Source organism: Caulobacter sp. GW821-FHT12A07, from assembly GCF_058807655.1.
Genome location: NZ_JBXAQX010000002.1, coordinates 376,038 through 389,026 on the forward strand (window position 1 = coordinate 376,038; position 12,989 = coordinate 389,026).

General features: G+C 68.4%; 13 protein-coding genes. 10 read left to right on the top strand and 3 right to left on the bottom strand.

Annotation, left to right across the window (positions count from 1 at the left end; translation table 11 throughout):
- Positions 1-7 precede the first annotated feature (7 nt).
- The 7 genes from phnE to AC1RRS_RS05510 all read left to right on the top strand — a co-directional run bounded on the left by phnE (position 8) and on the right by AC1RRS_RS05510 (position 7,559).
- Positions 8-826 (top strand): phosphonate ABC transporter, permease protein PhnE, encoded by an 819-nt coding sequence (phnE, locus tag AC1RRS_RS05480; protein ID WP_492854263.1) that lies wholly within the window; start codon positions 8-10, stop codon positions 824-826.
- Positions 827-869: 43 nt separating this feature from the next.
- On the top strand, positions 870-1,859 hold the full coding sequence (locus AC1RRS_RS05485; protein WP_492854264.1) for a polysaccharide deacetylase family protein: 990 nt from the start codon (positions 870-872) through the stop codon (positions 1,857-1,859).
- A gap of 221 nt (positions 1,860-2,080) precedes the next feature.
- Positions 2,081-3,340, top strand: coding sequence for an OprO/OprP family phosphate-selective porin (locus AC1RRS_RS05490; RefSeq protein WP_487288990.1), 1,260 nt, complete (start codon positions 2,081-2,083; stop codon positions 3,338-3,340).
- Positions 3,341-3,406: 66 nt separating this feature from the next.
- Positions 3,407-4,450, top strand: a complete 1,044-nt coding sequence (locus AC1RRS_RS05495; RefSeq protein WP_492854265.1) for a substrate-binding domain-containing protein — start codon at positions 3,407-3,409, stop codon at positions 4,448-4,450.
- A gap of 166 nt (positions 4,451-4,616) precedes the next feature.
- Positions 4,617-5,924: a hemolysin family protein gene (locus AC1RRS_RS05500; RefSeq protein ID WP_110118628.1), complete on the top strand. Its 1,308-nt coding sequence runs from the start codon at positions 4,617-4,619 to the stop codon at positions 5,922-5,924.
- Between the two features lie 37 nt (positions 5,925-5,961).
- Entirely contained in the window at positions 5,962-6,771 is an 810-nt protein-coding gene (locus AC1RRS_RS05505) for a TIGR02281 family clan AA aspartic protease (RefSeq protein ID WP_492854266.1), read from the top strand.
- Between the two features lie 77 nt (positions 6,772-6,848).
- Complete coding sequence (locus AC1RRS_RS05510; RefSeq protein ID WP_492854267.1) at positions 6,849-7,559, top strand: hypothetical protein; 711 nt, start codon at positions 6,849-6,851, stop codon at positions 7,557-7,559.
- A gap of 11 nt (positions 7,560-7,570) precedes the next feature.
- On the opposite strand, the gene AC1RRS_RS05515 is transcribed toward AC1RRS_RS05510, so the two are convergent.
- Together AC1RRS_RS05515 and AC1RRS_RS05520 are read right to left on the bottom strand one after the other, a co-directional pair.
- Entirely contained in the window at positions 7,571-8,662 is a 1,092-nt protein-coding gene (locus AC1RRS_RS05515; protein WP_492854268.1) for a glycosyltransferase family 4 protein, read from the bottom strand.
- Positions 8,662-9,486, bottom strand: a complete 825-nt coding sequence (locus tag AC1RRS_RS05520; RefSeq protein WP_110118626.1) for a UDP-2,3-diacylglucosamine diphosphatase — start codon at positions 9,484-9,486, stop codon at positions 8,662-8,664. Before AC1RRS_RS05520 ends, AC1RRS_RS05515 begins: the two co-directional genes overlap by 1 nt.
- Positions 9,487-9,796: 310 nt before the next feature.
- Here AC1RRS_RS05520 and AC1RRS_RS05525 point away from each other — a divergent pair, with 310 nt between their 5' ends.
- Positions 9,797-10,426, top strand: a complete 630-nt coding sequence (locus AC1RRS_RS05525; protein ID WP_110118625.1) for a TetR/AcrR family transcriptional regulator — start codon at positions 9,797-9,799, stop codon at positions 10,424-10,426.
- Between the two features lie 140 nt (positions 10,427-10,566).
- On the opposite strand, the gene AC1RRS_RS05530 is transcribed toward AC1RRS_RS05525, so the two are convergent.
- On the bottom strand, positions 10,567-11,031 hold the full coding sequence (locus AC1RRS_RS05530; protein ID WP_492854269.1) for an Lrp/AsnC family transcriptional regulator: 465 nt from the start codon (positions 11,029-11,031) through the stop codon (positions 10,567-10,569).
- A 124-nt stretch (positions 11,032-11,155) separates the two neighbouring features.
- On the opposite strand from AC1RRS_RS05530, the gene AC1RRS_RS05535 reads away from it, so the two are divergent.
- Together AC1RRS_RS05535 and AC1RRS_RS05540 are read left to right on the top strand one after the other, a co-directional pair.
- Entirely contained in the window at positions 11,156-11,407 is a 252-nt protein-coding gene (locus AC1RRS_RS05535) for a DUF6356 family protein (RefSeq protein ID WP_492854270.1), read from the top strand.
- 157 nt (positions 11,408-11,564) lie between these two features.
- Entirely contained in the window at positions 11,565-12,983 is a 1,419-nt protein-coding gene (locus tag AC1RRS_RS05540) for an amino acid permease (protein WP_492854271.1), read from the top strand.
- Positions 12,984-12,989 lie beyond the last annotated feature (6 nt).

Genomic DNA, 12,989 nt, shown 5'->3' on the forward strand with positions numbered 1-12,989 from the left:
CCGCTCGATGACCGACGCCGCGATCCCGGCCCCGCCGAAGCGCTCCGCCACGGCGCTGGCGTTCGACGCCCTGCTGTGGGGCGGCGTCGCGCTGCTGCTGATCATCAGCTTCAAGCCGGCCGAGATCGACAAGTTCCCCGAGCTGTTCAGCGGCTCCAGCCGCATGAGCGAGTTCGCCCGCGGCTTCTTCTCGGCCTTCACGGACCCCCAGCTCTTCATGTCGATGAGCTGGGGCCTGTTCATCGCCAAGATGTGGGAAACCATCCAGATGGCGCTGTGGGGCACGGTCCTGGCGGTGCTGGTGGCCATCCCGCTGGGCATTCTGGGCGCGCGCAACATCACGCCGTGGTGGATCCAGCAGCCGGTGCGCCGCCTGCTCGACCTGATCCGCTCGATCCCCGACCTGGTCGTGGCCCTGATCTTCATCACCGCCGTGGGCCTGGGGCCGTTCGCCGGCGTCATGGCGATCATGTTCAACACCGGCGGCGTGCTGGCCAAACTGTTCGCCGAGGCCGTGGAGTCGATCGACAAGGGCCCGGTCGAGGGCGTGCGCGCCACCGGTGCCGTCAAGCTGCAGGAGATCGTCTGGGGCGTGATCCCGCAGGTGGCCCCGCTGTGGACCAGCTACGCCCTCTACCGCTTCGAAAGCAGCGCCCGCGCCGCCACCGTGCTGGGCCTGATCGGCGCCGGCGGCATCGGCGCCATCCTCATCGACTCGATCAACGCCTTCCAGTTCGACCAGACCGGCTGCATCGTGCTGGTCATCGTCGTGGCGGTGTCGATGATCGACCTGCTGTCCCAGGCCATCCGCTCGCGGCTGCTCTGACGGAAGGCGGGCGAGGCGTCGGCGCATCGATCCGGGGAGCGTCATGATCCGCATTCCGCTCGCGCTGGCGCTGGTCGCCGCCTGGCTCGCCGGTCCGGCGGCCGCCGCGCCCGGTCCCGCCGTTGCGATCACCTTTGACGATCTGCCCTATGCCGGCGCCATCGGCGCGGGCGAGGCGGCGCTGTCGCCGGCCGAGGTCGCGCGCCTCAACGCCCGTATCCGCGCGGTCCTGAAGCGCCGCTCGGCGCCGGCGACGGGTTTCGTCGTCGAGCAGACGGCGCAGGCCCTGGGCGACAAGGCCGCGCCCGTGCTGGCGGCCTGGACCAGGGGCGATCTCTCGCTCGGCAATCATGGCTACTCCCACGCCGACGCCAACACGCTCGACCTGGCGGGGATCGAGCAGGAGATCACGCGGGGCGAGGCCTCCATCCGTCCGCTCATGGACAAGGCGGGCAAGCCGCTGCGGTTCATGCGCTTTCCGATGAACCACACGGGCGAGACCACGGAGAAGCGCGACGGGATCGCCGCGCTGCTCGACCGATTGGGCTACACGGCCGCGGCCTCGACGATCGACACCTCCGACTATGTCTTCGAAGCCGCCTATCGCGCCGCTCTCCTCCGGGCCGGCCAGGGACGCGGCGGGGTCTGCGCCGGCCGGATCCGCGAGGCCTATCTGCGGCACTCGGCGATCCAGATCGACTACTACGCCCGCCTGGACGCCCAGGTGCTGGGCTACGCGTCGCCCGAGATCGCCCTGCTGCACCTGAACCGCATCAACGCCGACACGCTGGACGAGCTGCTGGATCTCTACGCGGCGCGCGGCTACCGGTTCGTGACGCTCGACGAGGCCCAGAGCGACCCGGCCTACACAGCCAGGTCGACCTTCGTGTCGCGCTTCGGACCGATGTGGGGATACCGCTGGGCGCGCGAGCGCGGCGTGAAGGTCAACGGCGCGGAGGAAGTCGAGCCGCCGCCCTGGCTGGCCCGCTACGCCGCCGACGCGGCCGCGCCCTGCGGGCCGGAAGCCGGCTGAGCGGCGGCTGTCGGGCCCAGCTCACCCCGCCGTACGCGGACAATTCCAGTCCGCCCCCTGTGTCCCCCACGACACAGATTAACCCCTTGAAAACACGTGTCATCGGGCTGTCACAGATCGGTGTCGGAACCGTCATGCCCCGTCCGTAAAGGCCCTCTCATCCTGATCCCGCACCTAAGAGGGGGGCGAGGCGCAGGGAAAGCCTCAAGGGGAATTCTCAGATGCGGAACAAGACCTCGCTGGTCGCCGGTTCGGCCCTCGGCGCGATGCTCGCGCTCGGTCTCGGCGTCGCGGCCCAAGCCCAGGACCTGGGCGTCAAGTGGAGCGGCTCGCCGCAATTTTCGAACGACGACGTGGCCTTCAAGGTCCGCGGCCGCATCCTGATCGACGCCGTGTTCCAGGACGTCGAGCGCGACGGTCCCGGCGGCGACTTCGACACCCGCAACGTCCGCGGCCGCCAGGTCTTCCTCGGCGTCGAAGGCAAGCTGAACAACTACTTCGCCTACAAGGCCGAAGGCGGCGCGGTGAACGGCGGCGCCTGGAGCTGGGACGACGTCGTCATCGAGTACAAGCCGGTCGAGCAGGTCTCGCTGCTGTTCGGTAACGTCAAGGCGACCGGTCTCGAGAACCTGACCTCGACCCGCTTCACCACCTTCATGGACCGCGGTCCGTACGGCGACTTCGGCGTCGACTCCTACCTGCTGGGCGTCGTGGCCAAGTACCAGGGCCTGAACTACAGCTTCACCGGCGCGGTGCAGGGCAACAGCATCAACACCGCCGACGTCGCCAACGCGGGCGCCGACTCCAAGGAACGCATCGCCGTCACCGGCCGCTTCCACTACGCCCCGATCAACACCGACATCGACAAGCTGCACCTGGCCGTGTCGTACCGTTACCGCAACCGCGGCGACGAGACCGCGTTCGCCTATACCGGCCGCACCAACACCGCCTACACCAACGGCACCACCTTCTATACCACGGGCGCCATCGGCAACCGCGACAACACGCTGGCCGTCGAAGGCGCCTACGTGCACGGCCCGTTCTCGGTGCAGGGTGAGTATTCGTCGATCGACGTGACCCGCGTGGGCGGTTCGGCCGTCGGCGGCGACCCGAAGGTCAAGGTCGGCTACGCCTACGTCACCTTCTGGCCGACCGGCGAGATCCGCAACTACGACGCGGCCGCCGGCGAGTTCAAGCGTCCGAAGATCCTCAACCCGGTCACGGCCGGCGGCTGGGGCGGCGTCGAGCTGGCCCTGCGCTACGACCTCGCCGACACCACCGACGCCTACGACACCCTGAAGACCAAGCCCGCCACCTCGCAGGCCGGCAAGTACACGGGCGTCACCCTGGGCGTGAACTACTACCCGACCTCGTACGTCCGCTTCCAGGCGAACTACACGGACGGCGACGTCGACAACTTCGGCGCCAACCAGGACTACGCCATCAAGCAATTCCAGCTGCGCGCTCAGCTGGACTTCTAAGGCCCGACCCCGCCGGACGGGCGTCGCGCCCGTCCGGACACTTCCTTTTCCTCTCAGGAATTTCCGATGAAAAAGCTCCTGTCCTGCGCGGCCGCCGCCGTCGCCCTGTCGGGCCTGGCCGCCGTCCCCGCCAACGCCGCCCGCGACTACGTCTGGGCCGCCGGTTCGTCGACCGTGTTCCCGTTCGCCACCCGCACCGCCGAAAACTTCGCCAAGAAGACCGGCAAGAAGGCCCCGAAGGTCGAGAGCCTGGGCACCGGCGGCGGCATCAAGCTGTTCTGCGGCGGCCTGGGTGAAGGCTTCCCGGACATCGCCAACGCCTCGCGTCCGATGAAGAAGGCCGAGTTCGACCAGTGCGCCGCCAAGGGCGTCAAGGACATCATCCAGATCAAGATCGGCTTCGACGGCATCGTGGTCGCCACCGACAAGGACGGCGCCGACTACAACTTCAAGACCGAGCACCTCTATCTCGGCCTGGCCAAGCAAGTGCTGAAGGGCGGCCAGTTCGTCGCCAACCCGTACAACAGCTGGGACGACGTCGGCGCCGGCCTGCCGGGCAACCGCATCCAGGTCTACGGCCCGCCGCCCACCTCGGGCACCCGCGACGCCTTCGTGGAACTGGCCATCGAAGCCGGCGCCCGCAAGTTCCCGACCGCCGACGCCATCCGCTCGGACAACGAAAAGAAGTTCAAGCAACTGGTCGACCCGCTGCGTAACGACGGCTGGATCGACGCCGGCGAAAACGACAACGCCATCGTCGGCACCCTGACCAAGACCCCGGGCTCGCTGGGCGTCTTCGGCTGGTCGTACCTCGAAGAGAACATGGACAAGATCAAGGGCGCGACCATCAACGGCGTGCGTCCTTCGGCCCAGACGATCGCCGACGGCTCCTACCCGCTGTCGCGCTCGCTGTTCATCTACGTCAAGAAGGCCAACATCGGCGTCACGCCGGGCCTGGAAGACTTCCTCAAGGAGTTCACCTCCGACGCCGCCACGGGCCGTGGCGGCTACCTGCAGGGCCGCGGTCTGATCCCGCTGCCCCCCGGCCAGCACCAGGCCCAGAAGGACGTCGTCGCCAAGAAGGCCACGATGCCCCGTCCGGCCGCTTAATCGGCCCGGATAAGCGCGGTTTTCGCCGCGCGACCGAAGATTGCGCCGCGGTCCTATGGGCCGCGGCGTTTTCTTTTGTATAGTGTCCTCCGGTCCGCCCGCGCCGCGTCAAGAAAGTCTGGGCCGTGGCCGCCGTCCGGCGCCGCGTCACTTGCCCCTAGGGACAATGATACTCCTCGCGCTCGCCGTCGTTCTGTTCCTCGTTCTGTTGAACGGGGTCTTCGCCATGTCCGAACTCGCGGTGGTCTCCGCGCGGCGGGCCAGACTGCAGAGCCAGGCCGACCGGGGAGACCGCGGCGCCAAGATCGCCCTCTCCCTCGCCGAACATCCAACCCGCTTCCTCTCGGCCGTGCAGGTCGGCATCACCCTGATCGGCATCCTGGCCGGCGCCTACGGCCAGGCGACGATCGCCGGCGCGCTGGACAAGTGGCTGGAGCCGATGCCGGTGATCGGCCCGCACTCCGAGGCGATCGCCACCACCATCGTCGTCATCGGCCTGACCTACGTGTCGGTGATCCTCGGCGAGCTGGTGCCCAAGCGCCTGGCCCTGATCTTTCCCGACACCATCGCCCGCGCCATGGCCCCGTTCCTGGCCTTCGTGGCCACGATGCTGCGCCCGTTCGTCACCCTGCTGACCGTCTCGACGGCGGCCATCCTCAAGCTGATGGGCGTGCGCGACGAGCGCAACAGCGGCATCACCTCCGAAGAGGTCGAGACCGTGCTGGCCGAAGGCGCCGACGCCGGCCTGATCGAGCCGGAAGAACGCACCATGATCCAGGAGGTGCTGCGCCTGGGCGACCGTCCGGTGCGCGTGGCCATGACCCCGCGCCGCGACCTCTACTGGATCTCGCTGTCGGACGAGCCCGAGGCCGTGCAGGCCGAGGTCCGCGAGTGCCCCTATTCGCGCATCGTCGTGGCCCTGGAAGGCGACCTCGACGGCGAGATCGGCGTGGTGCTGAAGAAGGACCTGCTGGACTCCTGCCTCGGCGGCGAGCCGCTGGACCTGCGCGCCCACATCCAGCAGCCGATCGCCATCCCCGAGACCATGTCGCTGCTGCGCGCCATGGCCGTCTTCAAGCAGACCTCGCTGCACATGGCCCTGGTGGTCGACGAGTTCGGCTCGGTGCAGGGCGTGATCACGCCGCTGGACCTGCTGGAGATGATCGCCGGCGACTTCCCCGAGGATCACGACGAGGGCGAGCGCCGCATCCTGCGCCGCGAGGACGGCAGCTGGCTGGTCGACGCCCGCCTCGACATCCAGGAGCTCAACGACGCCCTGGGCGAGAACTTCGAGGCCGAGGGCGGCTACCACACCGTGGCCGGCCTGATCCTCGACCGCCTGGGCCGCATCCCGGCCGAGGGCGAGATCCTTCACCTGGGGGCGTTCGACGTCGAGATCGTCGACATGGACGGCTCGCGCATCGACAAGGTCATCCTCAAGCCCGGCAAGCGCCGCGAGGACAACGAGGACTGAGCGTCGGGCGCGAGGGGAAGACGCGGGGGATAGTCAGATGAGCCAGCCGGGACCCTGGGGCGTCGAGCCGCCGCCGGAAACCGAGGTCGCGCCCGCCAAGGCCGCCAAAGTCGCTAAGGTCGCCAAGCCGGAAGGGCCGTCGCGGCCGTCCTGGCGGCGCTGGCTGGCCTGGGCGCTGCTGGCCGGCGGCATCGTGGCGGTGCTCGTCCTGCTGGGCCGCTTCGCGCCCTGGGGACCGCAGGACGGCTACGACCGTACCTACATCCTGATGTGGGGCGGCGCGATCGTGCTGTTCTCGGGCGCGCTGCTGCGGGCGACCCGGCGCGAGGCCCTCCGGGGCGTCGGTTTCGTGGCCCTGTGGCTGGTGATCGCCGCCGTCCTGGGCATGGGCTATCTCTACCGGGCCGAACTGGCCGAGGCGCCGCAGCGCCTTCTGATGGCGCTGAATGTCGGCGCGCCGGTGACGACGGGCGAGCGCGAGCTGCGCGTGGCCAAGAACGCCGGCGGCGCCTTCGTCATCATCGGCGAGGTCAACGGCCAGCGGGTGCCGTTCATGGTCGACACCGGCGCCAGCCACACCGTGCTCAGCCCCGCCGACGCTCAGCGCATCGGCGTGCCCATCGAGACCCTGAACTACGACCAGACCGCCGAGACCGCCAACGGCCTGGGCTACGGCGCGGTCTGGACCGCCGATCGCCTGGCCATCGGCCCGATCGTCCGCAGGGACTTCACCATGGACGTCAACAAGGCCCCGATGGGCGGCTCCCTGCTGGGCATGAGCTTCCTCGACACCCTGGAGTCCTACGAGGTCCGCGACGGGGTGCTGATCCTGAGGTGGCGGGAGTAGCGCTGTCCTGGCGCGCATCATCCAGCGGTCAAACATTCAAGGTTGTGTAAGTGAGCGCTCGCTATTAGTCTGGCGGCATGATCAAGCTGTCCAGCCTCGTAGTGGTGACGGTCCTGGCCCTTTCCAGTCAGGCTGCCGCCGAGCCCGTGAAGGCCGCGGTCCGGGTGTTCTATTGCGGCGAGTTGTCGGATGAGGCCCAGGAGACCAAGCTGAACTACTTTCGGCTAGGCGAGGGAATCCAGACAGCGACCTGGATGGGCGTGGTGCGCGCGCCGAAGGTCCGACCCGGTCCGCCGCCGTTGTCCTGGTGCCGCGCGATGATGTCCCAGGACGTCGATCCGGCCACCTGCCGGCAGGACGGCAATCCCCCCGTCGTCAGCGGCGCGCTCGCCTTCACCGTCGTCGAGACGCTGATCGGCGCGCCGACCAAGGAGATCGAGGTGGCACCGGAGGCCGGCGTGCGCGTGCTGCTCAACGCCGAATATCGGGCCAAGTCTTCGCTCTCGGCCTGCCGGCAGGCCAACGAGTTCGATAGCAGCGGCGGGACGCCCTATTTCTCGCCGACCATCGTCTCGCTCGACCCGCGCCGGGACTACGTGCTGCTGCTGAAGCCGGGCGCCTATGTCCAGCCTGGGGCGGACCCGCAATCGTCCCCCGGGGTCTGGGCGGCCGCCTTCGCTATGGTGCAGAACGGAGACCGGCTGCGCGGCGACCTGCGCAAGGCCGTGAAGGCCTGGGAGCGCCACCGCCGTGAAGAGGGCGAGGCCAAGTCGCCTGAGGAGCGATAGAGCCTGGGCCCCTAGGCCGCCGTCTTCCTGCGGATCCGCGCCAGCCGCCGAAGTCGGCGCCAGAAGCGGGTCTTTTCCGGTTCGGGGTAGGGCTGCAGGTTCTTGAAGAACTCCTCGGCGCAGGCGCGCCACGAGAAGCCTTCGGCGAACTTGCGCACCGTGGCGTGGTCGATGTCGAGGCAGGCCAGGCACGCCTCGCGCAGGCCGTCGGTCTGGCCGGGCGCCAGCACGCCGGCGCCGGAGCCCGGGATGATGTCGATGGGCCCGGGCGCCGAGAAGGCCGCCACCGGTACGCCGGCGGCCATGGCCTCCAGGATCACCAGGCCGAAGGTGTCGGTCAGCGACGGGAAGCAGAAGACGTCGGCGCAGGCGAAGTAGCGGGCCAACTCGTCACCGAACTTGGCGCCCAGGAACTTCACCTCGGGATATTTCTCGGCCAGCTCCTCGCGCTGGGGACCATCGCCGATGACGACCTTGGTGCCCGGCAGGTCGAGGCTGGCGAAGGCCTCGATGTTCTTCTCGACGGCCACGCGGCCGACATTGAGGAAGATCGGTCGGGCCAGGCCCTCGAACAGGTCCGGCTCGCCCGGCAGGCGCGGCTTGAAGACGTCGGTGTCGACGCCGCGCGACCAGGGCGAGATGTTGCGGAAGCCGTGGCGCACCAGCTCGTCGCGCATGGTCGGCGTGGCCACCATCAGGCGGCCCGACGGCTTGTGGAACCAGCGCATGTAGGTGTAGCCGGCCGCCAGCGGCAGCGGCAGGCGGGCCGAGACGTACTCGGGAAAGCGCGTGTGATAGCTCGTCGTGAACGGCAGCTTCCACTCCAGGCAGATGCGGCGCGCGGCCAGGCCGATCGGACCCTCGGTGGCGATGTGGATCGCCTCGGGCTCGAACGACTTGAAGCGCTCCTGCACCGGCTCGTAGGCGCCGATGGCGAGCTTGATCTCGGGATAGGTGGGCAGCGGGAAGGTGGGGAACTGGTCAGGGCTGACCACGTCCACCTCGTGGCCCATGGCGCGAAGCTCGGCCATCACCTTGGTGAGGGTCCGAACCACGCCGTTGACCTGCGGCTCCCATGCGTCGGTGGCGAGAAGTATCCGCATCAGGCGGCGGCAGGCTCCGGCAACGGGGGCTCGACGGCGAGCGCCCGGGCCCGGTCGATCACCGACCAGGACCTCATCTTCGACCATTCGAGGATTTCGAGTTGGCCGTCCATATGCTCCACCAGAGCGGTGCAGCTTTCAACCCAGTCGCCGTCGTTGACGTAAAGAATACCGTCGATCTCTCTCATCTCGGCCTTGTGGATGTGGCCGCAGATCACGCCGTCGACGCCGCGACGGCGAGCCTCGTCGGCGACGGCGGCCTCGAAGTTCTCGATGAACTGCAATGCGTTCTTCACCTTGACCTTCAGATAGGCCGAGAGACTCCAGTATCCGAACCCCATTCTCCGCCGCGCGCGGTTGAGCAAGGTGTTCAGCATGAGGATGGTTCTATAGGACCAATCCCCGAGGAAGGCGAGCCACTTGGCGTGCTGCACGACGCCGTCGAACTCGTCGCCGTGGACCACCAGGTAGCGCTTGCCGTCGGCGGCTTCGTGGATCACGTCGCGGGCCACGACCACGCCGCCGAAGTGGGTGCCGCAGAAGTCGCGGACCCGGTCGTCGTGGTTGCCGGGCACATAGATCACCTCGACGCCCTTGCGGGCTAGGCGCAGGATCTTCTGCACCACGTCGTTGTGGCTCTGGGGCCAGTACCAGCCGCTGCGCAGCTTCCAGCCGTCGATGATGTCGCCGACCAGATACAGCCGGTCGCATTCGACGTGGCGGATGAAGTCGAGCAGCAGCTCGGCCTGACAGCCGCGCGTGCCCAGATGGATGTCGCTGATGAAGATGCTGCGATAGCGGCGGACTTCGATCTCGGCGGCCATGACCGGCTCCCCAGCGCTGTGCGGCCTTCGCCCCCGCGATGGCCGCTCCCCAAGCGAGAACTGAGGGTGGCGGATAAGCTGATTGCATGTCGCTTTGATGAAACCGTCCGGGTTCGGCGTCCTTCGAGGGCGCGGCGAATCGCCCGGTGGTGGCCGAACGAGGGTAGGCGCCGTAGGGTCAGCCTCCCTTTCGACCAGTTCCTGCGCGTGCGGCAGGCGCGTCCGCGACGGCGCGACACCGGCCTCATCCCTTGTGTTCTTTGGGAAAACGGCTGTTGCAGCGCAGCATGCTCCGCACTAGATCACGCCCATGGACGCCGCCCGCCTCGCCAAGGACACGCCGAAATCGCTGAAGACGCGCGCGCGGATTCTCGATTGCGCCATGCGTCTGTTCGCCGAGACCGGCTACCACGCGGCCACCAACCCGGTGATCGCCGACGCCGCGGGCCTGACGCGCGGGGCGATGCTCTATCATTTTCCGACCCGCGAAGCCCTGGTCGAGGCCGCCGTGGCCCACGTCCAGGCCGCCCGCTCGGCCCTGTTCCGCGCCGCCGCCGACAGCATCCCGGCCGGGGCCGACGTCACCGAGCACGCCATCGACAGCTATTGGGACCTGTTGCAGAGCGAGCCCTTCCTGGCCTTCGCCGAGCTGGAGGCCGCCGGCCGCACCGACCCGGCCATCCAAGCCCTGCTGGCCCCGGCCCAGGCCGAGTTCGACCGCGCCCAGGCCGGCGACCACTTCCTGAAGATCCTGCACGCCGGCGCCGGCCCGCGCTTCCAGGCCAGCCGCGACCTCGCCCGCTTCATGCTCGAAGGCCTGGCCCGCACCACCCTGACCTATGACGGCGAAGGCCGCCGCGAGCGCCTGCTGATGCTGATCAAGCGCGCCACGCACATGCTCAACCGCAAGGGCGATATCCAAGACCTGTGGCCGGACTGACCTGATCCCTCTCCCCTTGCGGGAGAGGGTGGCCTCCGAAGGAGGTCGGGTGAGGGGTCTCTCAGAACTATCGGACAGGCCTTTCGACCCCTCATCCGTCGGCTTCGCCGCCACCTTCTCCCGCAAGGGGAGAAGGATCCTCAAAGAGGTATCGGCAGCGCCGTCGTGAACTTGATCTGTTCCATGGCGAAGCTCGACGAGACGTCGCTCAACGGCGCGGTGGCGATCAGGCGCTTGTAGAAGCGGTCGTAGGCGGCGATGTCCTTGACCACCACCTTCAGCAGATAGTCGACCTCGCCGCTCATCCGGTAGAACTCGACCACCTCGGGCAGGGCCGAAGCGCCCTTGGCGAAGGTCTCCAGCCAGGCCTCGTCGTGGCGGCCGGTCTTGACCGCCACGAACACCGTCAGCGAGACGTCCAGGGCCTCGCGGTCGAGCAGGGCGACGCGGGCGGTGATGACGCCGGTGTCCTGCAGCCGCTTTAGCCGCTTCCAGCACGGGGTCTGGGACAGGCCCACCCGCTCGGCCAGCTCGGCGATCGAGACGGTGGCGTCTTCCTGCAGGATGGCGAGCAGGCGGCGGTCGATGGAATCGAGATCAATCATCTCTCAATTTCGGAATCTGGAGATTGAAGTTCTCCAAACCTGCGCGTTCGCCCGAAGTTCGACAATGCCTTTCTCGCCGCCGAGCCGCATCCTGGCGTCCTCCATCGAAGCAAGGGGACCTTTGATGTTCGCGCTGTTCACCCGCCACCCGCGTCAGGTCGGCGAAACCTATGGCGAGCATTTCGCCATGGCCTGGAGCTTCGGCCTGCCGATGGTCGCCGCGGGCCTGGCCTGCCTGGTCCACGGTCTGCTGCCCTTCCTGTTCGAGCGCACCGGCAGCGACTGCGTGAAGCGCCTGCATGCGCGGATGAAGGGGCGCGGGGCTCCAGTCGCCAGCGGCCCGATCGGCTATCAGGCGTTCGACGCGGCGATCTGATCCGACGATCCTTCGGTCGATCCGGGCCTTTTCCGGCGTTTCGTCCGTGGAAGGCGCGATTTCGAGGCGCGGCCGAAGATATGTCGTCTTTGCGGTCCGCCCTCTTGGCGGGGCGCCGATCCCCAGCCATGGTCGCCCGGCAGTCGGGAGGACGAGCATGAGTTTCTGGACGCGCCGCAAGGCGATCGACGGGGCGGCGGGCCATGGCGGCCATGAGCTGAAGAAGACCCTGAGCTGGCCGCACCTGGTGGCCCTGGGCGTCGGCGCCATCGTCGGCACCGGCATCTACACCCTCACGGGCGTGGGCGCGGGCCTGGCCGGGCCGGGCGTGATCCTGTCGTTCCTGATCGCCGGCGCGGTCTGCGCCTGCGCGGCGCTCTGCTACGCCGAGCTGTCGACCATGATCCCCGCCTCGGGCAGCGCCTACACCTACAGCTACGTCGCCATGGGCGAGCCGGTGGCCTGGGTGATCGGCTGGAGCCTGATCCTCGAATACACCCTGGTCTGCGCCGCCGTGGCGGTGGGCTGGTCGGCTCACGCCCAGGGGCTGTTCCGGATGATCGGCACGCCCGAGTTCCTGCTGGCCGGTCCGCACGCCGGCGGGATCGTCAACCTGCCGGCCGTGATCATCTCGATGGCGGTCGCCGGCCTGCTGGCGCTGGGCACCCGCGAGAGCGCGACGGTCAACATGGTGTTGGTGGTGATCAAGATCGCCGCCCTGGCCATCTTCGTCGCCCTCTGCCTGCCGGCCTTCGACGCCAGCCACTTCACCCCGTTCATGCCCAAGGGCTTCGCCGCCACGCCTGGCCCCGACGGGGTCAAGGTCGGCGTCATGGCGGCCGCCAGCCTGATCTTCTTCGCCTTCTACGGCTTCGACGCGGTGTCGACCGCCGCCGAGGAGACCAAGAACCCCAAGCGCGACCTGACCATCGGCATCGTCGGTTCGATGGCCGCCTGCACCCTGATCTACATGGTGGTCGCCGCCGTCTCGATCGGCGCCTCGCGCACCGAGGTGTTCTCGGCCAGCGAAGCGCCGCTGGTGTTCATCCTGGAGAGCCTCAAGCACCCGAAGGTGGCCCAGATCGTCGCCCTGGCCGCCGTCGTCGCCCTGCCGACCGTGATCCTGGCCTTCATGTACGGCCAGAGCCGTATCTTCTTCGTCATGGCCCGCGACGGCCTGCTGCCGCGCGCCCTGGCCCGGGTCAACGCCAAGACCGGCACGCCGGTGCTGATGACCCTGCTGACCGGCCTGCTGTCGGCGTTCCTGTCGGGCCTGCTGCCGCTGAAGGAGATCGCCGAGCTGGCCAACGCCGGCACCCTGGCCGCCTTCATCGCCGTCGGCGCCTCGGTGATCGTGCTGCGCCGGCGCGAGCCGAACCGCCCGCGGGTGTTCTCGGTCCCGGCCTGGCCGGTCGTGGCCTCGGGCGCGATCCTCGGCTGCCTCTATCTGTTCGCCAGCCTGCCGGCCAAGACGCAGCTTTATTTCCTCTGCGCGCAGATTGTGGGCTTGCTGATATATTTCGTTTACGGCGTGCGCCGCAGTGTCCTCGCGAAAGGCTCGCCGCCGACGGTGTAAGCTCGG

What these genes read in the sequence shown, in the direction of transcription:
- AC1RRS_RS05515 (WP_492854268.1), bottom strand. Translation starts at nt 8,662, where the DNA reads ATGCGGATACTTCTCGCCACCGACGCATGGGAGCCGCAGGTCAACGGC.
- AC1RRS_RS05530 (WP_492854269.1), bottom strand. Translation starts at nt 11,031, where the DNA reads ATGATTGATCTCGATTCCATCGACCGCCGCCTGCTCGCCATCCTGCAG.
- AC1RRS_RS05525 (WP_110118625.1), top strand. Translation starts at nt 9,797, where the DNA reads ATGGACGCCGCCCGCCTCGCCAAGGACACGCCGAAATCGCTGAAGACG.
- AC1RRS_RS05485 (WP_492854264.1), top strand. Translation starts at nt 870, where the DNA reads ATGATCCGCATTCCGCTCGCGCTGGCGCTGGTCGCCGCCTGGCTCGCC.
- AC1RRS_RS05510 (WP_492854267.1), top strand. Translation starts at nt 6,849, where the DNA reads ATGATCAAGCTGTCCAGCCTCGTAGTGGTGACGGTCCTGGCCCTTTCC.
- phnE (WP_492854263.1), top strand. Translation starts at nt 8, where the DNA reads ATGACCGACGCCGCGATCCCGGCCCCGCCGAAGCGCTCCGCCACGGCG.
- AC1RRS_RS05505 (WP_492854266.1), top strand. Translation starts at nt 5,962, where the DNA reads ATGAGCCAGCCGGGACCCTGGGGCGTCGAGCCGCCGCCGGAAACCGAG.
- AC1RRS_RS05495 (WP_492854265.1), top strand. Translation starts at nt 3,407, where the DNA reads ATGAAAAAGCTCCTGTCCTGCGCGGCCGCCGCCGTCGCCCTGTCGGGC.
- AC1RRS_RS05540 (WP_492854271.1), top strand. Translation starts at nt 11,565, where the DNA reads ATGAGTTTCTGGACGCGCCGCAAGGCGATCGACGGGGCGGCGGGCCAT.
- AC1RRS_RS05490 (WP_487288990.1), top strand. Translation starts at nt 2,081, where the DNA reads ATGCGGAACAAGACCTCGCTGGTCGCCGGTTCGGCCCTCGGCGCGATG.
- AC1RRS_RS05520 (WP_110118626.1), bottom strand. Translation starts at nt 9,486, where the DNA reads ATGGCCGCCGAGATCGAAGTCCGCCGCTATCGCAGCATCTTCATCAGC.
- AC1RRS_RS05535 (WP_492854270.1), top strand. Translation starts at nt 11,156, where the DNA reads ATGTTCGCGCTGTTCACCCGCCACCCGCGTCAGGTCGGCGAAACCTAT.
- AC1RRS_RS05500 (WP_110118628.1), top strand. Translation starts at nt 4,617, where the DNA reads ATGATACTCCTCGCGCTCGCCGTCGTTCTGTTCCTCGTTCTGTTGAAC.